Origin of the sequence: Streptomyces sp. NBC_01431 (assembly GCF_036231355.1) — a bacterium.
In the GTDB taxonomy this organism is placed as follows: Bacteria; Actinomycetota; Actinomycetes; order Streptomycetales; family Streptomycetaceae; genus Streptomyces.
Genome location: NZ_CP109496.1, coordinates 5,399,050 through 5,424,050, shown reverse-complemented (window position 1 = coordinate 5,424,050; position 25,001 = coordinate 5,399,050). Strand labels below are relative to the sequence as shown.

Below are 25,001 nucleotides of genomic sequence, written 5' to 3'. Positions count from 1 at the left end.
CTGGTGGGGTGCTGAAACACACATGCGCTTACCGTGCGGTTTCATACCAGGCGGGCAAATTTAGCGTCGGAAGTGAAACCTCCGGAGCTGCTTCGCCCTCCCTCCTGATGACCAGTCGAACTACTTCCATGGTGGGCGCCCGGTGGAACTCGGCGCACATGGACGCAGCTAGGAGCGTGTCGGATGCCGTCGTCACCGTCTCGTAGACGTCTGTTGCAGGTCGCCGGTGGCGGGCTTGTGGCGGCGCCTCTCGCGTACGGCGGATGGCAGTGGCTGGCACCGCGCGGCGGGTCGGGGGTGCAGGGTCCTTCGGCGGGTACGACGACGGGGAAGCCGGCGTCGGCGGGGTCCGGGCAGGCGTATCTGCATGTGATCGCGCATGCAGATGACGGCATTTACTTCATGAATCCGGATCTGGAGCAGTCGATCCGCAGCGGCGCCCTTTCGGTGACGGTGTGCATGACCAGCGGTGAGTCGGACGGGCGCAACGCGGCGCCGAAGACTCCGCAGTTCAAGACGCTGCCGACGGACCGGCCGGGGTTCGCCCGAGCGAGGATCAACGGGCTGCGCGCGGCGCACGCGCTGATGGCGACGGGTGATGACAACAGTCCGTGGTCGGTGGAGCCGGTGGAGTTGCTGCCGGGGTTCCATTCGGAGTTGCACTATCTGCAGGCGGCGCCGCACTGCCAGCTGATCTACATGGGGCTGTGCGAGGCGCGCTATGTGAGCGTGCCGCGTCCGGTGAGCATGCGCGGGCTGTGGCTGGGCGCGATCGAGCAGTTGCCGACGCTGCCGGGTACGGGCAGTACGGTGCGGATGCCGCGCGCCTATACGCGTGATCAGCTGACCGACGCGCTGGTCGCGGCGATCGCGCGGGTCAATCCGACGGTGATACGGACCCTGGATCCCACTCCGCTGCACGCGCCGCGGGAGACGGTGGCGATGATGAGCGCGCCGACGATACTGCGCGGGCTGAGCTATCTGGACCATCAGGACCACACCGCGTCGGCGCGTTTCATGCAGGCCGCGATGGAGCGTTTCTGGGGTGCGGGCAAGGGCCGTCCGGCGTCGGTGACGAACTACTTCGGCTATCCCACGAACTACACCCCGCCGTCCCTGGACGCGGCGACGACCCGGCGCACGGCGCAGTTGCTGAACGCGTACGGCTGGGTCGACCACCGGGACTGCGGGGATCCTTCGGGCTGCGGCGACCTCAAGGTGGGGCCGAACGGGCTGAAGGCGGGCGGGGCCGGCTGGGCGCGCGGCACCCGTACGCGTACGCCGGGCACCTCGCGCTGGGTCGCGCCGCTGAAGGACGGTCGGCTCGCGGCGTTCGCGGTGCTGAGCGGCGCGGTGCGCTGCTGGGTGGAGCGGACGGCGGGCAAGGGCCCGTGGGCCGGTCCGTTCGATGTGGTGGGCAGCGCGGGTGGCCCGCTGGATCCGCAGGTGGAGGTGGTACGGCACCCGGACGGAACGCTTCAGCTGTTCGCGACGCGTACGGTGCTGCCGTTCAAGGGGCAAAAGCACCACAAGGAGCTGGTGTGCGCCGTGCAGAGCGGTGTCGGCGCCGACGGGGTGCCGAAGTTCGGCGCGTGGTCGTCGCTGGGTACGCCGGACGCGTCCGGCGACAAGTCGCTGGAGACGGGCTATCCGGCGACCGCGGTCGCCCCGGACGGCACGGTGCATGTGCTGGCGCGGAACTGGGCGGGCGACATCGCGCTGCGCAGCGGTGCGGGCGGCAAGGACTGGGGGCCCTGGCAGCTTCTTGATCATCCGCCGGGCAAGCAGCCTCCGCATCCGCTGGTGGTGGAGGGGATGGACGCGCTGGTCGATTCGGCGGGGCTGCTGCATGTGGTGGCTCCGATCGCCAAGACGCTGCTGCACTGGGTGTCGGCGGCGCCGGGCGAGGTGCCGAAGCTGTCGGCGCCGACGGGGCTTACTCCGTCGGGCAGCGCGGTGAGTCTGGTCGCGGACGGCCGGGGCGGGGTGTCGGCGGTGTACCGGCTGGCCGGTACCGCTCAGGTGGCGATGGCGTCGCCGAAGGGTTCCGGTGCGGCCTGGTCGGTGGTGCGGCGCGCCCCGATCGGCGGTTACGGGCGGGTCTCGGCGGCCCGGTTCGGCGGGAGCGGCGGGAGTCTGGTTCTGGCGGCCCGGGACGACCAGGGGCGGGTGGTGCCGTCCTCGCGGGAGTCGTCGGCGCCGGACGCCTGGGAGGTTCCGGGTGTGCAGTTCGTGGGCATACCGGGTGCGGCGCAGGATGCGTCGGGCCGGGGCGTGCTCACGGTGATCGGCACCGATGGTCAGTTGTACGCGTCCCGCCAGACCGGGCCGGGTGCCCGGTTCGGCGAGTGGGCGGTGGCGGCGAAGGACAGCGTGGGCAGCCGCGTCTGAGCGCCTTCGTGGAGGTGCAGTGCGTACCCGCTGGGCCGCGCACAACGGCGCGAGGGGGCGGACACCAGTGGTGTCCGCCCCCTCGCGCCGTTCTTCGTTCGCCTACTTCACCGGGATCTTCGGCGCGACCGGCGCCGACTCGCCGCTGTCCTGGTGCTTGGGGACCAGGATCCGTCGGGACAGCAGGTAGGTGAACGGGATCGCGACGACGGCGGCGACCAGCGGGGCGATCGTCTTGTTCATCCCGGCCCAGTGCACCAGCGCGAACAGGCCGGCGCTCTGCACCACGAAGTTGGTGACGTTGGTGAGCGGGAAGAGCAGGAACTTCTTCCAGCTCGGCTTGGTTCGGTAGGTGAAGTAGGTGTTCAGGAAGAACGAGCCGACCATGCTGAGCAGGAAGGCGATGGTGTACGCCACGAAGTACGGCAGCTTCGCCAGGTGCAGCAGCGGCCAGTAGAAGGCGTAGAAGGTGCAGGTGTTGACGCCGCCGACGAAGCCGAAGCGGATCACCTGTCCGAGTTGACTGGGCATCAGATCACCTTGTGGGGCTGGTCGTTGCGCCGCACCTCGCGCCGCTCGACGCCCTCGCGCTCGCCCGGGAAGCCGTGCGCCTCCTTGACCAGGAAGTGCGGGCGGCGCTTGGTCTCGTAGTAGATGCGGCCGATGTACTCGCCGATCAGGCCCAGCATCACCATCTGGACGCCGCCGAGACCGACGATGATCGCGACGAGGGTGACGTATCCGGGGGTGCTGACGCCGTAGGCGATGGCGGCGACGGTGATCCACAGGGCGTAGGCCGCGCCGACACCGGCGAGCAGGATGCCGAGCCAGATCGCCAGGCGCAGCGGCTTGTTGTTGAAGGAGATCAGGCCGTCCATGCCGTAGTTCAGCAGGGAGCCGAACTTCCACTTGGTCTCGCCGGCCTCGCGCTGGGCGTTCTGGTAGTCGAAGGTGACGGTGTCGAAGCCGATCCAGGAGAACAGGCCCTTGGAGAAGCGGTTGTACTCGCCGAGCGAGAGCAGCGCGTCCACGGCGGGTCGCGACAGCATGCGGAAGTCGCCCACGCCGTCGGTGAGTTCGACGTCGACCCACTTGTTGACCGCGCGGTAGTAGATGCGGCTCAGGGCCGAGCGGACCTTCTTGTCGCCTTCGCGGGTGCGGCGGGCGATGATCTGGTCGTGGCCGAGCTGGTAGAGGTCCAGCATCCGCTCGATGAGCTCCGGCGGGTGCTGGAGGTCGGCGTCCATGATCACCACGGCGTCGCCGGTGGCCTCGCGCAGCCCGGCGAGCATGCCGGCCTCCTTGCCGAAGTTGCGGCTGAAGGAGACGTAGCGGGTGGCGTCGGGGTGCTTTTCGGCGATCGCCCGCAGGTGCATGAGCGTCTTGTCGCGGCTGCCGTCGTCCACGTAGCAGATCTCGTACTCGATCGCGAGGGTGTCGAGCACGCTGCGGGTCTTGGCGTCGAATTGGTCGATGACCGCTTCTTCGTTGTAACAGGGGACGACGACCGACAGCTTCATCATCAGTGCTTTCCAGTAGAGGAGCGGCGGGTGCGGGTGCGGAGCGCCCCACCGATGGCGACGGCGAGCAGGGTGGCCAGGGCCAGACCGCTCACGACCAGTCCGGGTTTCAGCCCGGGAGTATGGTACGAGCACGCGACGCGGGAGCCACCCCCGCCCAGTCGCACGGCGATCAGGCCACCGAGCGTACCGGGGGTTTTCGCCGCCCCGCCGTCCACCTGGCAGCGCCAGCCGTCGACCGCGGGGACCGCGATGACGGCTGTGCCGGTGGTGCCCGGACGGAAGGCGGCGTCGATCGAGTGGCCGCCGGCCGTGATCCGGGCCGGAGCGGTGGTCTTCAGGGTGGCGACCACCTTGTCGAGTGTCCCACGATCGAGGCAGCCGACCGGCGTGCGGGGGATGTCCTGGGTGCGGGCGGAGTCGAAGGTCACGGTGAACGTGCCGGCGGCCGGGACGGTACCCAGCGTTTGCAGGCCGGGGTTGGCCATGGGCCGCAGGGGGTCGGGGGTCAGGGTGGCGCCCAGTGCCCGCACGGTCCCGGCGTACCAGGGGGCGTAGAGGTCGGCGGCGGTGCCGGGGGCGCAGCGGGCGGTGAAGGCGGTCGTCCGGCCGCCCGCCAGGTGCAGGGCGGCACCGGCTGCGGTTTCGGGGGACGCGGGGGGCCTGGGGCCCTGCGCCGGGGTGAGGGCGGGGACGCTGTAGACGGGGGCGCCGAGCACCCGGTTGCGGCGGGCGAAGACGGAGGGGTCGGGGACGGCGGTGTCCAGGGGCGTGCCGGGCGGGCGCAGGGTGACGACGGGCGGCGCCGGCTGGAAGACCTGGGTGAATCCGTGCGGGGCGCCGGCCGAGCTCTCCAGGTGGCTGGTGACGCCCATGATGGCGCGGCCCACCGGGTCGGTGAAGGCGAGCAGGTGGCGTCCGCCTATCTCCCACCCGGCGCCGAGGTCGTGCAGCGTCTGCGCGGTCCGGGCGGGCACGTAGCTGCTGTAGTACGAGGCGCCCTGGGCGCCCAGGAGCAGCGGGTCGTTGTCGGCGAACTCGTGCGGCCCGGTCTCGCTGCGCCCGGTCGGCCAGGTGTCGTGGGCGCGTACCACCTCGCGGGCGGCCAGCGCGTTGGCGTCGAGGGTGGTCTTGGGTTGCCAGAAGGGCTGGCGGTCGCGGATCTCGCTGACGCTGTAGGCGGCGCCCGCGGTGCCGAGCAGGACCGTGCAGGCCAGTGCGGACAGCAGCGCGGTGCGCGGTCCGTGGCGGTGCAGCAGGCAGAGCAGCCCGGCGGATGCGGCGAGTGCGGCCGGGGTGAGGATCCAGGTGCCCGGCGAGACGTAGCGGCTGCCGGCGGCCACGGCGAGCAGCAGCGCCAACAGGCCGCTGCCCAGGAGCAGTTCGCGGGGGCTCGGCCGCTGCGCCAGGGCGAGCCAGGCGATCGAGACGAGGATCGCGGTGAGGGCTATGGCGGCCCGGTAGGGGCTGCCGTTGGGTAGGGCCAGGCCGTGCCACAGCAGGACGGTGGGCCGCCAGGTGTAGGAGAGCGCGACGAGTACGGCGAGCGCGCACCAGGCGGCGCGTTCGCGGCGGGCCACCTTGCCCATGAAGGGGAAGGTGAGGACGAGCAGCAGGGCGAGGACGCCGACGCAGATGCGGGGCGTGCTGGTGTAGTAGCCGCCGGGCAGCAGGTGGGCGAGGTAGTCGCGGACGTCGGGCGGCCCGTCCCAGACGGCGTCGGGCGGGGGCTGGGCGGCGCGGCTGGCCAGGTACGGGACGGTGACGACGGGGGCGGCGAGCAGGATGCCGGTGGTGGTGGCGGTGAGCGCGCGCAGCAGGGCGCGGCCCTTGTCGCGGGCCGGCCGCGCGTCCAGCAGCAGCCGCACCATCAGGATCAGGCCCATGCCGAGGGTGGCCATGGCGGCGGTGTAGAAGTTCCCGGCCCAGCAGGCGGCGACCAGGAGCGTGGCGGTCGGCCAGCGGCGCCGTTGCAGGCACCAGTCGGTGGCGATGCCGATGAGGGGGAACGAGACGAGGCCCCACAGCCACATGGGGTCGGACCAGCCGTCGTAGGTGGTCCAGCCGCTCATCCCGTATCCGACGGCGAGGACGGCGCGCAGCCAGGGCGATCCGGGCCGCAGTCGTCCCAGGAACACGGTCATCAGGGCGGTGCCGAGGCCGATGCTGAGCAGAGTCACGAGGAAGACGCCCAGTTCGGTGCCCTCGCGCGAGAAGAGCACGACGAGCCAGGAGAAGGGGTTCATCAGGTAGGTGAGGAAGTCGGCGAGGAAGGGGACTCCGTAGCCGCTGTTCCAGTTGAACAGGAGGTCGCCGCCGCCCTGGCCGTGCACGAGGTCCCACAGATGGGCGTGGAACGGTACGAACTGGTTGCCGAGGTCGTTGACGGCCCGCGAGCGCCCGCCGAAGGGGTAGGTGCCCCGGGCGGCGGTGGCCAGGCAGTACGCGCCCATCGCGCCGAGCGCGGACGCGAGCGGCGCGATCCACCGGGCGCCGGGCCGCGCGGGCCCGGCCGGTGCGGCGGCCTGGCGCCCGGCGGCCGGGCGGAGTGAGGTTTTCAGCACCCTGGCTCCTTGTGCGCTGGACTCGGATCGGCTCGGCTTCTGTACTGAGAGCGTCAGGGGCGCACGAAGGTTGCTTATGCGCCACACATTCGGGTGACAGAGCACGACAGCCCTGACTATGTCCCTTTTGCCTCGCGGCCGGGTCCGACCGGGCGGCTGCAGAGCACGCTGCGAATACCAGGTAGCGTTGAAGCGCCTGCGAGTAGAACAAGTGGATTGAGGTGCCAGTGCCTGACGTCTCCGTGATCGCCATCGTTTACAACGACGCAGATCGCCTGCCGACGGCTGTCCAATCGGTCTTGGACCAGACGTTGAACAGCGTCGAGGTCGTGATCGTCGACGACTGCAGCACCGACGGTTCCTTCGAGGTCGCCCAAGCACTGGAAGCTTCTCATCCGGGCCGCGTGCGCGCATTCCAGCTGCCCGAGAACAGTGGCGCCGGCGGTGAACCGCGCAATGTGGGCATCGGGCACGCCACCGGCCGCTACATCATGTTCCTGGACAGCGACGACGTGCTGGAGCACAACGCCTGCCGGAACATGCTGGAGGCGGCCGAGGAAACGCAGGCAGACATCGTTTCCGGTCTTTGTGTACGGCTGACGCAGGGCACCCGCACCACCAAGCGCACCGAGTGGTACCCGTGGCTCTACAAGACCACGCGGACCCTGGAGTCGATCACCGAGCTTCCGGACCTGTTCGTCTGGGACACCCTCTCCACCAACAAGTGCTACCGCCGCGACTTCCTCGTCGACAATGACCTGCGCTTCCCCAAGGGCATGTTCTACGAGGACCTGATGTTCATCGCCGAGGCCTATCTCGCCGCGAGCCGCATCACCCTCATCCCCAACCAGGTCTATTTCTGGAACGTGCACGAGAAGGCGGCCGTGAAGTCGGTCACCAACCGGCGTCACGAGATGACCAACTACGAGCACCGCCTGGAGATCCACCGGCGGATCGAGGCGCTCCTGGAGCGCAACGACCTGCACGGGCTGCGGCTCGCCAAGGACGTCAAGTTCCTCAAGCACGACCTGGTGCTGCACCTGCGGGACCTGCCGCACCGCGACGAGGAGTACCGGGCGGAGTTCGCCGAGCTGTCGCGCGAGTACCTGGCGGACCTCTCCCCCGAGGCGTACGACAGTGTGCTGCCGATCCAGGCGATCTGCTCCTATCTGCTCCAGCAGGGCGACTGGGACAACCTGCTGCCCGCCGTGGACGCGCTGATCCGCCGCAACACGGTGACGTCGCCGCTGATCGAGCGGGACGGCCGGATCTACTGGTGCGGCGAGCACCTCGACACTCCCGAGGGGGCCAGGCTCCTGGATGTGACGGGGCTCGGCTACCACACCCGCCCGCTGGCTCAGCTCGCCCTGGGCAACCGGCTCACCTCGTACGCCGACGACGGGCGCGGCAAGGTGCGGCTCGGCGGCGCGGTGGTCAATCCGCTGGGCCGGATCCGTCCCGAGGCCAAGCTGGGCGGCACGCTGGAGTTCCGGGCCCGCCGCGCCAGCCTTCAGTCGTTCAAGTTCCCGCTGACCTCTGTGGTGCACTCGGGCCAGACGCTGGACTGGACGGCTCAGGCGGACCTCGCGCGCAAGCTGCGGCCGCTCGGCATCATCGACGTGGTCTGGGACGTGTGGGTGAACCTGAGCGTCGACGGCGAGCAGGTCTCGACGCGCCTGGGTGCCGGCCGCATCGAGCTGGAGGCGGCGCGGCCGCTGCGCATCCGGCCGCGGCTGACCCGCCTGGTCGCCGACCGTCTGGTGCCGGAGATCTCGGCGAAGGGCAATCTGTCCTACCTGCTGACCGCCGAGGGCCAGGCCACCGTCCGTACCCAGGAGCTGATCGGCGAGGCGCTGCAGAGCAAGGCCGCTTCGATGGCCAAGAAGGGTCTGCGCAAGGCCCGCAAGGCGAAGAAGGACCTCAGCTCGGGCGACACCAAGATCCGCGTGTACCACGAGGTCTTCTCCAAGCTGCCGATCCGCAAGGGTCTGGTGGTCTTCGAGAGCCACATGGGCAAGCAGTTCAGCGACAGTCCGAAGGCGATCTACGACGAGATGCGCCGTCAGGGCGTGCAGTTCGAGGCGGTGTGGTCCTACGACGGCCCCAAGCCGACGGGCTTCCCCAAGGACGCCACGCTGGTCAAGCGGTGGAGCTACCCGTATCTGCGGGCGCTGGCGCAGGCCGAGTTCTGGATCGACAACCAGGGCTTCCCGATGAAGCTGACCAAGCGTGCGGGCACCACCTACATCCAGACCTGGCACGGCAGCGCGCTCAAGCGGATGGGCTTCGACGTGCCGCAGATGAAGCTCCTCAACCGGGCGGGCCAGGCCACCCACCAGAAGGTCCTGGACCGCTTCGACCACTTCCTGATCCGCTCCGAGCACGATGTGCGCACCCTGGCCAGCGGCTTCCGGCTGCGTGACGAGGTGCTGCTGCGCGCCGGCTACCCGCGCAACGACGCGCTGGTCACGGCGCGGGAGCAGGAGGCCGACACCGGTGAGCGGGTCCGCGGCCCGATCGCCGAACAGCTGGGCATCGACGCGGACAAGACGGTGCTGCTGTACGCGCCGACGTTCCGGGCCCTGGAGTCGGGCGCGGTCAAGAAGTTCGAACTGCCCTTTGACGTCGAGGAGTTCGCGGAGCGCTTCGGCGACCGCTACACCCTGCTGATCCGCTCGCACTACCTCAACCAGGTGGTGCTTCCGCCGTCGGTGCGCGGCAAGGTCATCGACGTGTCGCAGGGCCACGACATCACCCCGCTGCTTGCCCTGGCCGACGGTCTGATCACCGACTATTCGTCGCTGATGTTCGACTATGCTCTGCTCGACCGTCCCATGATCTTCTTCGCGTACGACTACGAGGAGTACGCGGACGAGACCCGCGGCACCTACTTCGATCTGCGGGACAAGGCGCCGGGGCCGGTGGTGGCCACTCAGAGCGAGCTGTTCGCGGTGGTGGACGGCCTCAAGGCGGTGGACTGCGACTACGCCGGTGCGCGCGAACGCTTCGCCACCGAGTTCGGTGAGTACGACAAGGGCACCGCGGCCCAGCAGATCGTTGCCAAGTTCTTCACTCCCGGGAGCGGTAAGTGACTGAAGTGACCGCCACGGACGGCGGCCGTGACATCTTTTTCGTCTCCAACGCCGTCAACGAACTGGGCGGCGTGACCACGTGGTCGCACCAGATGGCCCGCCTGTTCGTGGAGCGCGGCAACACGGTCCACGTCATCGGCATCACTCCGCCGACGGTGGAGCACGAGCTGGACGACGACCTGCCGTACGCGACGACGACGCTGTACGACGTGCACCCGCCGTCGGGCGGCCGTTCGGGCGGCCTCAAGGGCAGGCTGAACGTCGCCGAGCACCGGCGCCGGGCCGCCCGCACCGCGGGCATGCACGAGCAGGCCGCGAAGATGACCCGGCTGTTCCAGCAGGCCCGGCCGGGTGCGGTCGTGATCGTCACGCAGGTGTGGGCGATGGAGTGGGTGGCGCTCGCCGACACCTCGGGCCTGACCGTCATCGGCATGACGCACGAGTCGTACGAGACGTGCCGCAAGTCCTCGCGCTTCGCCCGCGTCAAGCGGTTCTACCAGGACGTCGACCGGATGCTCGCGCTGACCCGCGAGGACGCCGACCTGTGGGCGCTCCAGCGCCTGGACAACGTGGGCTTCATGCCCAACCCGCTGCCGTTCTTCCCCGAGGTGCCCTCGCCGCGCACTGAGAAGCACGTGGTCAGCATCGGCCGGCTGCACGAGGAGAAGGGCACCGACCTGCTCCTTGACGCCTGGTCCGAGGTGGCTCCGGTGCACCCCGATTGGACGCTGCGGATCTACGGTTCGGGCTCCGACGAGCAGGCGCTGCGCAAGCAGTGCACCGAGCTCGGCCTGGACGGTTCGGTGGAGTGGATGGGCCGCACCGACGACCCTGCGGGCGCGCTGCGCGACGGCTCGGTCTTCACGCTGGCCTCCCGCGGCGAGGGCTTCCCGCTGTCGCTGATGGAGGCGATGGCGACGGCCGTGCCGTGTGTCGCCTTCGACGTCGCCCCCGGCATCCACGAGATCATCCGGGACGGCGAGGACGGCCTGCTCGCGCCCCCCGGCAACACGCACGTCTTCGCCCGCCGCCTGGGCAGCCTCATCGCCGACCAGGAACTGCGCGACCGTCTCGGTGAGGCGGCCCGCGAGAACATCCAGCGGTATCGGACCGAGGAGATCGTCCGCCGCTGGGAGTCGCTTTTCGACCTGCTCCAGCGCTGACCGCCCCCGAGACCCCCTGGAATCATGAACTCATCGACCACTGTGGCCGCCGATGACAGTGCGGCCCAGGCGCCAAGCTCCACCGGCGACCGCTCCGAGCGGTCGGGGGCTCGTAGAGCTCTGCTGTGGACCGCCGGCATAATCACCGCCGCGACCGGCGTCCTCCTGTCCGTCGGCGCCTTCCTCGGCCTCTATGTGCGGCCGACGTCCGACGACTGGTGCGCGGCCTGGAAGTCGCGGGACATGGGTGTCTTCGGCATCACGTCCGACTTCTACAACACCCAGAACGGCCGCGTCACCAACGCCTTCCTGAGCGGGATCATCTACTCGGACGGCCTGTTCGGCATCAAGGTGCTGCCCGTGATCCTGGTGGTCACCATGGGCGTGGGCCTGGTGCTGCTCGGCCGCGAGATCCTGCGGCTGTTCGGGATGAGGGCTCCGCTGCTGCTGCTCGTCGCCGTGACGATGGTCCTCGAAGCCCTGCTGTTCTTCGCCGGCACCCGCTCCTACCAGGTGCTGCTCTGGACCCCGGCGACCATCTCGCACACGATGCCGTTCATCATCGCCCTGTGGGCGCTGCTGTTCGGGATCTGGGCGTTCCGCACCGGCCGCAAGTCGCTGCGCAACACCGCCCTGGTGCTGACCGGTGTGGTGGGCTTCGCGATCGGCACGCTCAGCGAGCCGTTCACGGTGGTCAGTTGCGTACTGGTCGGCACGGCCGCGCTGGTGTGCCTGCCGCGTCTGCGCGTGGCCAAGAGCTGGTATCCGTTCACGTGGTCGGCGGTGTACTGCGCGGCGGCCGTGATCGGCCTCGCCTTCCTGTACACCTCGCCGGGTGCCCGCTGGCGCCGGGCGCAGACCCCGCCGACGAAGATGAGCGTCGGGGACGTCCTCAAGGACTACTTCCACATCTGGGACACGATCCTGCACCAGTGGATCTACCTGGGTGCCGTGGCCGCCGGTCTGCTCCTGGGCCTGGCCGTCGCGTTCCTGGCGCCGCGCCGGGAGTCGCCCGCCGTCTCGCGTCCGCCGGCCGTGATGATGCGCGTGATCGCGATCCTTCCGGTTCCGCTGATCGCGCTGTGCACGCTGCTCGTGGCGTACGCGCTGCGCGACGGCTACGGGCCGACGGGCTGGACGTACGCCCGTACCTGGATGAACTTCATGATCCCGCTGGTGATCGCGCTGTGCGGCTACGGTGTGCTGCTCGGCCACTGGGCCGGGCGCCACATCATCGAGCGCCGTCTGCCGCGCGCGGTGCCGGTGGTGGCGACACTGCTCGTCGGCGCGTTCGCGCTGTCGGCGACGGCGGCGCTGGTGCCCTCGGTGCAGAAGCTGGCCGTCTCGACGGTGTACCGCAGCATCGCGTGGGACAAGCAGAACACGAAGATCCGCTCCGAGATCGCCAAGGGCGAGACGGACGTGGAGTACAAGCCGATGTACATCGGTTCGCTCGCCGAGCCGTTCTTCACCAAGAACTACAAGCGTGACTGGGTCGCCCAGTGCACCTCGAAGTACTACGGCGTGGACCGCATCCACAAGCCGTAGCAGTCCGGCAACGAGAAGGGGCACCCCGCGAGCGGGGTGCCCCTTCTCGTTGTACGCGGTATTCAGACGGCGTCGCGGTGGTGGCGCCAGCCCGCCCACGCCGAGGAGATCATCGAGCGCACGTCGTGGTGGGCCTTCCAGCCCAGCTCGGCGGCGATGCGGTCGGCCGAGGCGACGACGCGCGCCGGGTCGCCCGCGCGCCGCGGGTGGACCTCGGGGGCGATGGCGCGGCCGCTGATCTCGTTGATCAGGTCGACCATCTCGCGCACCGAAACGCCTTCGCCGCGGCCGATGTTGACGGTGAGGTCACCGTACTCGCCTGCCTTCGCGGACTCGGCGAGCTTGCGGGCGGCGGCCAGGTGGGCGTCGGCGAGGTCCTCGACGTGGATGTAGTCGCGCACGCAGGTGCCGTCGGAGGTCTCGTAGTCGTCGCCGAAGATGCGCGGCGGCTCGCCGTCCTCCAGCTTCTCGAACACCATCGGCACGAGGTTGAAGATGCCGGTGTCGGCGAGTTCGGGGGTGGCGGTGCCCGCCACGTTGAAGTAGCGCAGGCAGCCGGTGGCGATGCCGTGCGCCTTGCCGGCCGCGCGCACCAGCCACTCACCTGCCAGCTTGGTCTCGCCGTACGGGCTCATCGGCAGGCACGGGGTGTCCTCGGTGACCAGGTCGACGTCGGGCATGCCGTACACCGAAGCGGACGAGGAGAACAGGAAGGTGCGCACGCCCGCGTCGGCGACGGCCTCCAGGAGCACGGTGAGGCCGAACACGTTCTCCCGGTAGTAGTGCAGCGGGATCTCGACGGACTCGCCGACCTGCTTCTTGCCGGCCAGGTGCACCACGCCGGTGACCGCGTGGTCGGTGAGGGTGCGGTCGAGCAGCTCGCGGTCCAGGACCGAGCCGACCACCAGCGGCACGCCCTGCGGCAGGCGGGCCGCGTCGCCCGTGGACAGGTCGTCGAGGACGACGACCCGCTCGCCCGCAGCCGTCATGGCCCGCACGACGTGGGAGCCGATGTATCCGGCGCCGCCAGTGATCAGAAAAGTCATATGCGCGTCCACGTCCTCATCGTCGCGTTGATCGGGCTGTCCGGGTCAGTCGGCGCAGCTTGCCGCCGACCACCCCGATGGCCCCCTGCACTCCGGGTGCGAGCCGCACCGCGAGCGAACCGCTCGACGTCCGGTACGGCTGCACCAGCAGAACACCGTACCGGCTGCCGGGGACGGCCGTGCGCCGCAGCCCGGAGGGCTGCGCCCGGAGCGTGGTGTGCGGGCCGGAGCCGGTGGGGGTGTTCAGGCGGACCCTCAGGTCCCAGATCTGGGTGCCGCGGCCGCCCGCCGCGGCCAGCCTCGCGAGCGTCACGGGCACCTGCCCGCTCCAGCCGCCGTCGCCCGCGACCATCGGCGCGGTGAGGGTCAGGGCGCTGTCGCCGCCGTCCCTGGGCACGAACTCGACGTCGGCGCTCGTCAGGGCGCCGAGGCGCCCGTACAGCTCGTGCACGCGCAGCTTGAGGATGCCGCGCCGGCCGGGCAGCAGGGTGGCGTCGACGGTGAGCGGCAGCCGGTCGGCGGGCAGGACGTCGAGTCCGTCCAGCGCCACGCCCAGGTCGTCCGCCCAGACCGGGCCGGATTCGGCGGTGGCGTACGGCGGGGTCAGGCGGGCCGGGTCGGCGGCGAGCTGGGAGAGCCGGTCGAGGTCGCGGGGGGCTTCGGCGGCGAGCACCACCGCGGCCGCCCAGCGGGCCGGGGCGGCGGCCGCGGCCACTTCGGCGGCTTCGAAGGCGGCGAGGTAGTCGCGGGTCAGCCGCCACCAGTCGCCCTGGTACCCGGCGTCGCGCACGCGCAGTTCGCGCAGGTACAGGCACAGGTCGTAGTCGATGAACTTGGTGCGGCAGGCGGCGGCGAGCGCCTTGCGGTCGGCGGCCCGCAGCGCCTCGACGGCCCGGGTGTGGGCGGCGATGCGCGCCTGCCAGTTCGCGATGTCCTTGCGGGCCAGCGAGATGGAGACCTGGGCGGCGGCGCGGCGCACGTGCCAGACGTAGACGAGCTGCGGCACGACGGCGACGCGGGGCGCGGCGGCGTACACGCGGGCCGTGAAGACGAAGTCCTCGTATGTGAACTTGCCGTCGGGGAACCGTAGTTGACGGTCATTCAGAAAGTCGCGGCGGTAGAGCTTGTTGACGCACAGGGTGTCGTGCAGCAGCTTCGGCTCGGCCTCGGGCGACTCGTACACGGCCGCTTCCCGGTACAGGCCGGGCTGCCAGGGCACGTCGCGGCCGGCGGGCAGTTCGCGGCGCACGGCCCGGCCCACGGTCACTTCGCTGCCGTGCTCCTCGGCGGTGGCGAGCAGCGCCGCGACGGCTCCGGGGGGCAGGACGTCGTCGCTGTCCAGGAACATGACGTAGGGGGCGGTGGCGGCGGCGATGCCGTCGTTGCGGGGAGTTCCGCAGCCGCCGCTGTTGTCGGTGCGGCGCACCACCGTCAGCCGGGGCTCGGCGGCGGCGAGTTCCTCAAGGACGGCCGCGGTGGCGTCGCTGGAGCAGTCGTCGACGGCCACGACCTCGGTGACGGCCGGGCCCTGCGCGAGGGCGGACCGGACGGCGTCACCGACCAGCTCGGCGTCGTTGTAGGCGATGACGACGACGCTGACGCCGGCCGGGCCGGGCGGGATGGTGGGGCTCTGGCTCACCCGTGAATCCTACGGGAGCCCCGAAAAGCGCCCGCCCGGCCTCGCAGGCGGGCCTAGAAGGGCCCGAACTCCTTGAACTCCTGGTCCGCCTCGTCGCGCTCGGCTCCGCGGTCCCGGCGTCGCTGGGCGGCGGGACGCGGCGCCTCGAAGCGGTGGTCCTCGCCTCGGCGGCCCAGCATCTCGGCGCCGGCCATCATCGTCGGCTCCCAGTCGAAGACGACCGCGTTGTCCTCGGGCCCGATCGCAACGCCGTCACCCGCGTGGGCGCCGGCCTTCAGCAGGGCGTCCTCGACGCCGAGGCGGCTGAGGCGGTCCGCGAGGTAGCCGACGGCCTCGTCGATGTTGAAGTCGGTCTGGCGCACCCAGCGCTCCGGCTTCTCGCCGCGCACCCGGTAGACCTCGTTCGCCTCGTCGAAGACGACGGTGAAGCCGGCGTCGTCAACGGCCTTCGGGCGGATGACGATGCGGGTCGCCTCCTCCTTCGGCTTGGCGGCGCGTGCCTCGGCGACGATCCCGGCGAGCGCGAAGGACAGCTCCTTCAGGCCCGTACGGGCGACCGCGGAGGCCTCGAAGACCTGGTAGCCGCGCTCTTCGAGCTCGGGGCGGATCATGTCCGCGAGCTCCTTGCCGTCCGGGATGTCGATCTTGTTGAGGACGACGATGCGCGGGCGGTCGTCGAGGCCGCCGTACTGCTTGAGCTCCTCCTCGATGATGTCGAGGTCGGAGACCGGGTCGCGCTCGGACTCAAGGGTCGCGGTGTCCAGGACGTGCACGAGGACCGAGCAGCGCTCGACGTGCCGCAGGAACTCCAGGCCCAGGCCCTTGCCCTGGCTGGCGCCGGGGATCAGACCGGGGACGTCCGCGATGGTGTACACGGTCGAGCCGGCGGTGACCACGCCCAGGTTGGGGACCAGGGTGGTGAACGGGTAGTCCGCGATCTTCGGCTTGGCGGCCGAGAGGACGGAGATCAGCGAGGACTTTCCGGCGCTCGGGTAGCCCACCAGGGCGACGTCGGCGACGGTCTTGAGTTCCAGGACGATGTCGCCGTCCGCGCCCGGCACGCCGAGCAGCGCGAATCCGGGGGCCTTGCGGCGGGCGGAGGCGAGCGCCGCGTTGCCGAGGCCGCCGCGGCCGCCTTCGGCGGCGATGAAGGTGGTGCCCTCTCCGACGAGGTCGGCGAGCACGTTGCCCTTCTTGTCCAGGACGACGGTGCCGTCCGGCACGGGCAGGATCAGGTCCTGGCCGTCCTTGCCGGAGCGGTTGCCGCCCTCGCCGGGCTTGCCGTTGGTGGCCTTGCGGTGCGGCGAGTGGTGGTATTCGAGGAGGGTCGTCACGGACTGGTCGACGACCAGGATGACGTCGCCGCCACGGCCGCCGTTGCCGCCGTCCGGGCCGCCGAGCGGCTTGAACTTCTCACGGTGAACGGAGGCGCAGCCGTGGCCTCCGTTACCCGCGGCGACGTGCAGCTCGACGCGGTCCACGAAGGTGGTCATGGGTGTGCCTCCTGGGGGTGCTCCCGGCCCAGGGCCGGGAGTGTACGGATTGTCTATCTAGTAACACGCGAAAGGCGGACCCGCTTCCCGTGGGGGAAGTGAGGTCCGCCTCCGCTGAAACCGCTCTACGAGTGCCTGGTGATCAGGCAGCCGGAACGATGTTCACGACCTTGCGGCCACGGTGGGTGCCGAACTGCACCGCACCGGCCTGCAGCGCGAACAGGGTGTCGTCGCCACCGCGACCGACGCCCGCACCCGGGTGGAAGTGGGTGCCGCGCTGGCGGACCAGGATCTCACCGGCGTTGACGGTCTGGCCGCCGAAGCGCTTGACGCCGAGCCGCTGAGCGTTGGAGTCGCGACCGTTCCGAGTGGACGATGCGCCCTTCTTGTGTGCCATGTCTCCTCAGTCCCTTACTTCGCAGCCGTGGGGATGCCGGTGACCTTGATCGCCGTGTACTGCTGGCGGTGGCCCTGGCGACGGCGGTAGCCGGTCTTGTTCTTGTACCGAAGGATGTCGATCTTGGCACCCTTGTGGTGGTCCACGACCTCGGCGGTGACCTTGATGCCGGCCAGCACCCACGGGTCGCTGGTCACAGCGTCGCCGTCGACAACGAGCAGGGTCGAGAGCTCGACCGTGTCGCCAACCTTGGCAGTGGAAATCTTGTCAACCTCAACGATGTCGCCGACAGCAACCTTGTGCTGGCGACCACCGCTGCGCACGATGGCGTACACGCGGATCTCTCTCTCGCTCGATACGGAACCCTTGAAGCCAGCCCTCCCGCAGGAAAGCAGGGGGCCTCCCCCGGCGGACCGGGAGGTGAGGTGCTCAGGGGCAGGCGCGTATATAAACACGCCGAGGGTCAAGGCTACGGGGCCGGGCGTGGTGGGTCAAACCGGCCTTGTTACCCGCACTCCTGCGTGACCAAACCCACGCAGCCGCTTCGGCGCCTTGGTGGCCGGAAGGACCCGGATGCCGAGCCCGGCGGCGGGGATGACGGCTTTGCTGATCGCACGGTACGACGGAGCCCGCCCCCGGTGTTCCGGGGACGGGCTCCTTGGCCGTACGTCAGCCAACTACCGCTGGGTGTACGTCGGCTGGGCGAGGGCTCTCGGTCAGCTGTCGGCCGATGCCGAAACGCCCGACTGCTGCTGCTCGGCCGCCGCGGTCGTCTTCTTGGCCGCGGCCTTCTTGGCGGTCGTCTTCTTCGCCGCGGTCTTCTTGGCCGCCGTCTTCTTGGTGGCGGCCTTCTTCGCGGTGGCCTTCTTGGCGGTCTTGCGGGCCGCCTTCTTGGCCGGAGCGGCCTCCTCGGCGGACGGGGCCTCGGACTCGGCGGGCTCCGCGACCGGAGCCTCGGACTCGGCGGGCTCGGCGGCGACCACGACGATCGCCGCGTCCTCGCCACCCGACGGCGAACCGGCCGGGGCCGTGGCCTTGCGGGTCGCCCGGCGGCGGGCCCGCGGCGGGGCGGCGACCGGCGCCTCCTCGACGACAGGCTCGGCGACGGGCTCCCGCTCGGCGGGCTCCTCCGCCTTCGGCTCGGTCTCCGTCACGACCACCACCGGCTCGGCGACGGCCTGCTTCGGCGCGCCCGCCGGGGCGGACACCTTGCGGGTGGCGCGGCGGCGGGTGCGGCCGCGCGGGGCGTCGTCCTCGATGAACGACGCGACCGTGACCGCCTGCGGAGCCTCGGGCTCCTCGACCGCGGCGGCCGGGGCCTCGGCGGCCGCCGCACGGGGCGCACCGGCCGGGGCCGATGCCCTGCGGGTGGCCCGGCGGCGGGAGCGCCCGCCACGAGCCGCGGCCTCCGCCTCGGCGACGCTGCTGTACAGCTCCTCGTCGGGTACGAACTCCGGCTCGGCCAGCGCGACGGGCGCCGCGACCTCGGCGGCGACCTCGGCCTCGGACTCGACATCCACGGACTCGACCGACTCGACCGACTCGACGGCCTCGTGCTCGTGGACGTGCTGGTCGTGCTCGGCGCCGCCGCGGCCGCGCTTCTTGGGGCGCTTGCCCGCACCGTTGCCGGCGCTGGTCGGCTGCTCCATGTGCACGATCACGCCGCGCCCGTTGCAGTGGACGCAGGTCTCGGAGAACGACTCCAACAGGCCCTGGCCGACCCGCTTGCGGGTCATCTGGACCAGGCCGAGCGACGTGACCTCGGCCACCTGGTGCTTGGTGCGGTCGCGGCCCAGGCATTCGAGCAGACGGCGCAGGACCAGGTCGCGGTTGGACTCCAGGACCATGTCGATGAAGTCGATGACGACGATGCCGCCCAGGTCGCGCAGCCTCAGCTGACGCACGATCTCCTCGGCCGCTTCGAGGTTGTTCCTCGTCACGGTCTCTTCGAGGTTGCCGCCCTGACCGGTGAACTTGCCGGTGTTGACGTCGACGACGATCATCGCCTCGGTCTTGTCGATCACCAGCGAGCCGCCGGACGGCAGCCAGACCTTGCGGTCCAGGGCCTTCGCCAGCTGCTCGTCGATCCGGTACGTCGCGAAGACGTCGACCTCGCTGGTCCACCGGGACAGCCGGTCGGCCAGGTCGGGCGCGACGTGCGAGACGTACCCGTGGATGGTCTCCCAGGCCTCGTCACCGCTGACGATGACCTTGGTGAAGTCCTCGTTGAAGATGTCGCGGACGACCCGGACGGTCATGTCCGGCTCGCCGTAGAGCAGCGACGGCGAGGACGTCGAGATCTGGTTGGCCTTCTTCTGGATCTCGGCCCACTGCTCCTGGAGCCGCTCGACGTCACGACGCAGCTCGTCCTCGCTCGCGCCTTCGGCCGCGGTGCGCACGATGACGCCCGCGTCCTCGGGGACGATCTTCTTGAGGATGGTCTTCAGACGCGCGCGCTCGGTGTCGGGCAGCTTGCGGCTGATGCCGGTCATCGAGCCCTCGGGCACGTACACCAGGTAGCGGCCGGGCAGCGAGACCTGGCTGGTCAGGCGGGCGCCCTTGTGGCCGATCGGGTCCTTGGTGACCTGGACGAGCACCGACTGGCCGGACTTGAGGGCGGCCTCGATGCGGCGCGGGCCGTTGCCCATGCCGAGCGACTCGAAGTTGACCTCACCGGCGTACAGGACGGCGTTGCGGCCCTTGCCGATGTCGACGAACGCGGCCTCCATGGACGGCAGTACGTTCTGGACCTTGCCCAGGTAGACGTTGCCGACGTACGAGGTGGCCTGCTCCTTGTTGACGTAGTGCTCGACGAGCACGTTGTCTTCCAGGACGCCGATCTGGGTGCGCTCGCCGCTCTGGCGGACGACCATGACGCGCTCGACGGCCTCGCGGCGGGCCAGGAACTCCGCCTCGGTGATGATCGGGACGCGGCGGCGGCCCTGCTCGCGGCCCTCGCGGCGGCGCTGCTTCTTCGCCTCCAGACGCGTCGAGCCCTTGATGGACTGGACCTCGTCGGAGGAGGTGGACGGAGCGGCCTCGGCGCGCTCGCGGGCCGGGCGCGGCTCGCGGACCTTGACGACCGTGCGCTCCGGGTCGTCGGCGCCCTGCTCGGCCTCGGGGCCCGCGTCGCCGCTGCGGCGACGGCGGCGGCGCCGGCGACGGCTGCTGCTGGTGCCGGCCGCGGACGGGGTGCCGTCGTCCTCGTGCTCGGACTCGTGCTCGTCGTCCTCTTCGTCCGGCTCGGTCTCGCTCTGCTCGGCCGGCTCGTAGGCCTGCTCCTCCGCGGCGTCCTCCGCCTCGGCGGACTCGCCGCGGCGGCGGCGACGGCCGCCACGGCGACGGCGGCGCGAGGGGCGGTCGTCGTCGGAGTCCTCGGACTCCGCGTCGGCCTCGGCCTCGGCGGCCTCCTCCACGTGCTCCTCGGCCGGCTCCTCCGCGGCCTTGTCGAGCACCGGCTCGGCGCTCTCGCCACGGCGACGGCGGCGGCGGGCGCGACCCTGCGGCTCGGCGGCGACCGGTTCGGCGGCCTCGACGGCGGCGTCCTCGGCCTCGGCCGGCTCCTCGACGCGCGCGGCGGCAGCGGCGGCAGCGGCGGTCTCCGGGGTCTGGAACATCGGCTCGGTGAAGACCGGGGCCTGGAAGACGGCGACGGCGGGGCGCGTGGCACGGCGGCGGGAGCGGCCGCCGGTGGCGGGCTCCTCGGTCTCGGCCTGCGCCGCCGGCTGCGGCTCGGGCTCGACCGGGGTGAACTGCGGGGCGGACGCGGGCCGGGCGGCGCGGCGGCGGGTGCGGCCGCGCGGGGCCTCGTCCTCGGAGGGCTCGGCGGCGGGGGCCGCGGCCTCGAAGGGCTCCTCGGCGGCGGCCTTGGGCGCACCGGCCGGGGCGGTCGCCTGGCGGGTGGCACGGCGGCGGGTGCGGCCGCGCGGGGCCTCGTCCTGCGGGACCGGGACCTCGGCGACGGCCTCGGCGGCTTCCTCGGTCTCTTCGAGCTCTTCGGTCTCTTCGGGACCTTCGAGCGCTTCGGGCTCGGCTGCTTCGGCGACGGCCGGGGCCGCGACGGTGGTCTGCGGGGCGGTCGCCTTGCGGGTCGCCCGGCGACGGGTCCGCGGCGCGGGGGCGGCGGTCTCCTCGGCGGCGGCTTCCTCGGCGCTCTCGGGCGCGACGACCGGCGCCGTCGCCTGGGCGACCTCGATCGCCTCATCGGCGGCCTTGGGCGCGCCGGCCGGGGCGGTCGCCTTGCGGGTGGCGCGGCGGCGGGCACGCGGCGCGGGGGCGGCCTCGGTGTCGTCGGAGGCAGCGGCCTCGGCCGGGGCAGGCGTCTCGGTCGCCTCGGCCACTTCGGCGGCGGCAGGCGAGCCGACCGGAGCCGTGGCCTTGCGCGTCGCACGACGGCGGGCACGCGGCGCCGGAGTCTCCTCGGCGGCGGATCCAGCGGCTTCGGCCGCGACCGGAGCCGACTCGGCGCTCTCCGTGGCCTCCGCGGCGGGCGCACCGGCCGGAGCCGTGGCCTTGCGGGTGGCGCGGCGGCGGGTGCGCGGCGCGGGGGCCTCCTCGGCGGAGGCCTCGGCGGCCACCGGCGCTGCCGCGTCAGCGGTCTGCGCCGGGCTCTGCTCGGTGGACTCCGCGTTCTGCGTGCCCACCGGCGGGCCCGCGGGACGCGAGGCAGCGCGGCGCCTGCGGCGCGGCGGCAGCGTGTCGCTGGGGCTGTTCTGGTCGTTGGTGGTGGTGTCCCCGGCCGTACCGGGTTCGTTCTGCTCAAGCATGCGGGCGTAGCTCCCGTCACGCTCCCGGGCGCCGCGCCTGTTTCCGGTCCGGCGGCACGTACCGCGTGATGTGCGCGGGTGCCGCCGTCCGGGGCGCGGGCGCCGCACGGGAGCTGTTATGTCTGGCTCGCCGGTTCCCTGCGCGATGTACGCACGGCCTGGCGAAAGTCTTTTAGGTCAGTGCGCGGCCCGACCCAGGTGGCTCCCGAGTGCCAGGGCTGCGCTACAACGACTGCCCTTACGCGGCGGGACCTTCCGGCACCTCTGCGGTGGCGGTCCCGGCGATTGGGGTCTCCCCCAGTTCGAGCGAAGCCGAGAACTTGGGGAATGGTGGTGCGGCCGGGGCTGCCTCGCGGTCGGGCGCGAGCGGGTCGGTCACCGTGCCGGACTCCTCGTCGAAGAGCCCCTGCGCCAGCCTGGTCACCGCTGCGGGGACCGGCGGCGCCAGGTCGGCCACAGCTTGGAGACCGGACAGGACGTCGTCGGGTCGCACGGCAGGTGTCAGGTGCCGCACTACCAGCCGCAGTATCGCACAGGCGTCGCCCACCGGCCTATCGACCGGCGTAGCGGCGGCGGAGCCGGCCGTGTCGGCCTGCGGAGCGAGCGCCTGGAGTTCGGCGACGGCGCCCCGGGTGTCGAAGGTGCGCATGCCGTTCTTGGTCTTGCGCTGGACCTCGACGGCCTCGGCGGCCAGGAACGTGGCCACGGCCTTCCCGGCGGCTTCGACGGTCACCCCGTCGAGCCGGAGCTCCCATACGGAGGCGGTCAGCCGGTCGGCGAGACCGGAGGTACGCACCTCGACCGCGTCCACGATGTCGAGGCCGGTGGGCAGCGACTCGTCGAGCAGGGCGCGCAGTTTCTCGGGGTCGCGCTGCGCGGTGAGCGCGATCTCCAGGTATTCGGCCTCGGAGCCGACGCCGGTGGGTGCGGCGTTCGCGTACGACACCTTGGGGTGCGGGGTGAAGCCCGCCGAGTACGCCATGGGCACCTCGGCGCGGCGCAGGGCCCGCTCGAAGGCGCGCTGGAAGTCACGGTGGCTGGTGAACCGGAGGCGGCCGCGCTTGGTGTAGCGCAGTCGGATGCGCTGCACCGCAGGTGCGGGCGGCGGGCCTTCGGGCTGTCGCTTGCCCAGTGGTTCTTCTCCTCGGTGCGGGGCGGGCGCGGTAGGCGCCGCCCACCGTCCTGTGGGGGCCCCTCCGGTCGCGGGCCGTTCGCCGCCCGGCTCATCCCTCCGTCGTACGGAAGGAGATCTCGGGGGCGGGCACCGCGCCGGAGGCAGTAGTTGTACTACCCAGAGTACGCGCCCGCCACCACCCAGGTTCCCGGCCCGCCCACCGTGCTGATCAACGACGTCAATCAGGACCGCCACGATCACCCGGCCGGGGCGCACGCACGAAGGGCCCCCGCCGTCCGGGCGGGGGCCCTTCGTGTGGTCAAGCGGCTACTTGACGACCGAGAGCGGGAGCAGCTTCTTGCCCGTAGGCCCGATCTGGATGGACGTGTCCATCTGCGGACACACCCCGCAGTCGAAGCACGGCGTCCAGCGGCAGTCCTCGACCTCGGTCTCGTCGAGCGAGTCCTGCCAGTCCTCCCAGAGCCAGTCCTTGTCGAGGCCCGAGTCGAGGTGGTCCCAGGGCAGGACCTCCTCGTAGGTGCGCTCGCGGGTGGTGTACCAGTCGACGTCCACGCCGAAGGCGGGCAGGGTCTTCTCGGCGCAGGCCATCCAGCGGTCGTAGCTGAAGTGCTCACGCCAGCCGTCGAAGCGGCCGCCGTCCTCGTAGACGGCGCGGATGACGGCGCCGACGCGGCGGTCGCCGCGTGAGAGCAGGCCCTCGACGATGCCGGGCTTGCCGTCGTGGTAGCGGAAGCCGATGGAGCGGCCGTACTTCTTGTCGCCGCGGATCTTGTCGCGCAGCTTGGTCAGACGCGCGTCGGTGTCCTCGGCGCTCAGCTGCGGGGCCCACTGGAAGGGGGTGTGCGGCTTCGGGACGAATCCGCCGATCGAGACGGTGCAGCGGATGTCGTTCTGACCCGAGACCTCGCGGCCCTTCTGGATCACGTTCATCGCCATGTCGGCGATCTGGAGGACGTCGTCGTCGGTCTCGGTGGGCAGGCCGCACATGAAGTACAGCTTGACCTGGCGCCAGCCGTTGCCGTACGCGGTCGCGACGGTACGGATCAGGTCCTCTTCCGAGACCATCTTGTTGATGACCTTGCGCATGCGCTCGGAGCCGCCCTCGGGGGCGAAGGTGAGACCCGAGCGACGGCCGTTCCTGGTCAGCTCGTTGGCGAGGTCGACGTTGAAGGCGTCCACACGGGTGGAGGGCAGCGACAGGCCGATCTTGTCCTCGGTGTAGCGGTCCGCGAGGCCCTTGGCGATGTCGCCGATCTCGGAGTGGTCCGCGGAGGACAGCGACAGCAGGCCGACCTCCTCGAAGCCCGTCGCCTTCAGGCCCTTCTCGACCATCTCGCCGATGCCGGTGATGCTTCGCTCCCGCACGGGGCGCGTGATCATGCCGGCCTGGCAGAAACGGCAGCCGCGGGTGCAGCCGCGGAAGATCTCCACGGACATCCGCTCGTGGACGGTCTCGGCGAGCGGGACCAGGGGCTGCTTGGGGTAGGGCCACTCGTCGAGGTCCATGACGGTGTGCTTGGACACCCGCCAGGGCACGCCCGACTTGTTCGGTACGACACGGGCGATGCGGCCGTCGGCCAGGTACTCCACGTCGTAGAAGCCGGGGACGTACACCGAACCGGTCTTCGCGAGGCGGAACAGGACCTCCTCGCGCCCGCCGGGGCGGCCCTCGGCCTTCCAGCCGCGGACGATCTCGGTCATGTCGAGCACGGCCTGCTCGCCGTCGCCGATGACGGCGCAGTCGATGAAGTCCGCGATCGGCTCGGGGTTGAAGGCCGCGTGGCCGCCCGCGAGGACGATCGGGTCGTCGACCGTGCGGTCCTTGGCCTCCAGCGGGATGCCCGCCAGGTCGAGCGCGGTGAGCATGTTGGTGTAGCCGAGCTCGGTGGAGAAGCTGAGCCCGAAGACGTCGAACGCCTTCAGCGGGCGGTGCGAGTCCACCGTGAACTGGGGCACCTGGTGCTCGCGCATGAGTGCTTCCATGTCCGGCCACACGCTGTACGTGCGCTCGGCGAGGACGCCCTCGCGCTCGTTCAGTACCTCGTAGAGGATCATGACGCCCTGGTTGGGCAGGCCCACCTCGTACGCGTCCGGGTACATGAGCGCCCAGCGGACGTCCGTGCTGTCCCAGTCCTTGACGGTGGAGTTCAGCTCACCGCCGACGTACTGGATGGGCTTCTGCACATGCGGGAGCAGAGCTTCGAGCTGTGGGAAGACCGATTCGGCAGACATCTCCGGACCTTCGTG

Annotated in this window: 15 protein-coding genes; 4 read left to right on the top strand and 11 right to left on the bottom strand. The window is 71.1% G+C overall.

All coding sequences use genetic code 11. The features are described from left to right. The first annotated feature begins 183 nt into the window (after positions 1-183). Entirely contained in the window at positions 184-2,391 is a 2,208-nt protein-coding gene (locus OG522_RS24800; RefSeq protein ID WP_329465195.1) for a PIG-L family deacetylase, read from the top strand. A gap of 102 nt (positions 2,392-2,493) precedes the next feature. Here the strand turns inward: OG522_RS24800 and OG522_RS24795 are convergent, their stop codons facing one another. From OG522_RS24795 to OG522_RS24785, 3 genes are read right to left on the bottom strand one after another with little or no spacing between them, the layout of a single operon-like run. Beyond that, on the bottom strand, positions 2,494-2,922 hold the full coding sequence (locus tag OG522_RS24795; RefSeq protein WP_329465194.1) for a GtrA family protein: 429 nt from the start codon (positions 2,920-2,922) through the stop codon (positions 2,494-2,496). After that, a complete protein-coding gene (locus OG522_RS24790; RefSeq protein WP_329467726.1) occupies positions 2,922-3,911 on the bottom strand; it encodes a glycosyltransferase family 2 protein in 990 nt (329 codons plus the stop codon). Before OG522_RS24790 ends, OG522_RS24795 begins: the two co-directional genes overlap by 1 nt. 2 nt (positions 3,912-3,913) lie before the next feature. Beyond that, positions 3,914-6,475 carry a YfhO family protein gene (locus tag OG522_RS24785; protein ID WP_329465193.1) on the bottom strand — a complete coding sequence of 854 codons (2,562 nt, stop codon included), beginning with the start codon at positions 6,473-6,475 and terminating at the stop codon, positions 3,914-3,916. A 221-nt stretch (positions 6,476-6,696) separates the two neighbouring features. On the opposite strand from OG522_RS24785, the gene OG522_RS24780 reads away from it, so the two are divergent. Genes OG522_RS24780 through OG522_RS24770 form a run of 3 tightly spaced genes read left to right on the top strand, consistent with a single transcriptional unit; the run spans position 6,697 to position 12,278 of the window. After that, positions 6,697-9,567 carry a bifunctional glycosyltransferase/CDP-glycerol:glycerophosphate glycerophosphotransferase gene (locus tag OG522_RS24780; RefSeq protein ID WP_329465192.1) on the top strand — a complete coding sequence of 957 codons (2,871 nt, stop codon included), beginning with the start codon at positions 6,697-6,699 and terminating at the stop codon, positions 9,565-9,567. After that, positions 9,564-10,730: a glycosyltransferase gene (locus OG522_RS24775; RefSeq protein WP_329465191.1), complete on the top strand. Its 1,167-nt coding sequence runs from the start codon at positions 9,564-9,566 to the stop codon at positions 10,728-10,730. Before OG522_RS24780 ends, OG522_RS24775 begins: the two co-directional genes overlap by 4 nt. A gap of 24 nt (positions 10,731-10,754) precedes the next feature. Beyond that, entirely contained in the window at positions 10,755-12,278 is a 1,524-nt protein-coding gene (locus OG522_RS24770) for a DUF6056 family protein (RefSeq protein ID WP_329465190.1), read from the top strand. Positions 12,279-12,340: 62 nt separating this feature from the next. Here OG522_RS24770 and galE read toward each other — a convergent pair whose 3' ends face one another. The 8 genes from galE to OG522_RS24730 all read right to left on the bottom strand — a co-directional run bounded on the left by galE (position 12,341) and on the right by OG522_RS24730 (position 24,986). Next, positions 12,341-13,324, bottom strand: coding sequence for a UDP-glucose 4-epimerase GalE (galE, locus tag OG522_RS24765; RefSeq protein ID WP_329465189.1), 984 nt, complete (start codon positions 13,322-13,324; stop codon positions 12,341-12,343). 16 nt (positions 13,325-13,340) lie between these two features. After that, positions 13,341-14,963: a glycosyltransferase family 2 protein gene (locus OG522_RS24760; protein WP_329465188.1), complete on the bottom strand. Its 1,623-nt coding sequence runs from the start codon at positions 14,961-14,963 to the stop codon at positions 13,341-13,343. Positions 14,964-15,016: 53 nt separating this feature from the next. Continuing rightward, positions 15,017-16,456: a GTPase ObgE gene (obgE, locus tag OG522_RS24755; RefSeq protein ID WP_329465187.1), complete on the bottom strand. Its 1,440-nt coding sequence runs from the start codon at positions 16,454-16,456 to the stop codon at positions 15,017-15,019. Positions 16,457-16,598: 142 nt separating this feature from the next. After that, the gene (gene rpmA, locus OG522_RS24750) at positions 16,599-16,853 is read right to left on the bottom strand and encodes a 50S ribosomal protein L27 (RefSeq protein WP_267053230.1); all 255 of its coding nucleotides are present in this window, start codon (positions 16,851-16,853) and stop codon (positions 16,599-16,601) included. Between the two features lie 14 nt (positions 16,854-16,867). Beyond that, complete coding sequence (gene rplU / locus OG522_RS24745) at positions 16,868-17,188, bottom strand: 50S ribosomal protein L21 (RefSeq protein ID WP_114036861.1); 321 nt, start codon at positions 17,186-17,188, stop codon at positions 16,868-16,870. Between the two features lie 381 nt (positions 17,189-17,569). Further along, positions 17,570-21,619 carry an Rne/Rng family ribonuclease gene (locus OG522_RS24740; protein WP_329465186.1) on the bottom strand — a complete coding sequence of 1,350 codons (4,050 nt, stop codon included), beginning with the start codon at positions 21,617-21,619 and terminating at the stop codon, positions 17,570-17,572. 238 nt (positions 21,620-21,857) lie between these two features. After that, positions 21,858-22,709 (bottom strand): TIGR03936 family radical SAM-associated protein, encoded by an 852-nt coding sequence (locus OG522_RS24735; protein WP_329465185.1) that lies wholly within the window; start codon positions 22,707-22,709, stop codon positions 21,858-21,860. Between the two features lie 351 nt (positions 22,710-23,060). Beyond that, positions 23,061-24,986, bottom strand: a complete 1,926-nt coding sequence (locus OG522_RS24730) for a TIGR03960 family B12-binding radical SAM protein (protein ID WP_329465184.1) — start codon at positions 24,984-24,986, stop codon at positions 23,061-23,063. Positions 24,987-25,001 lie beyond the last annotated feature (15 nt).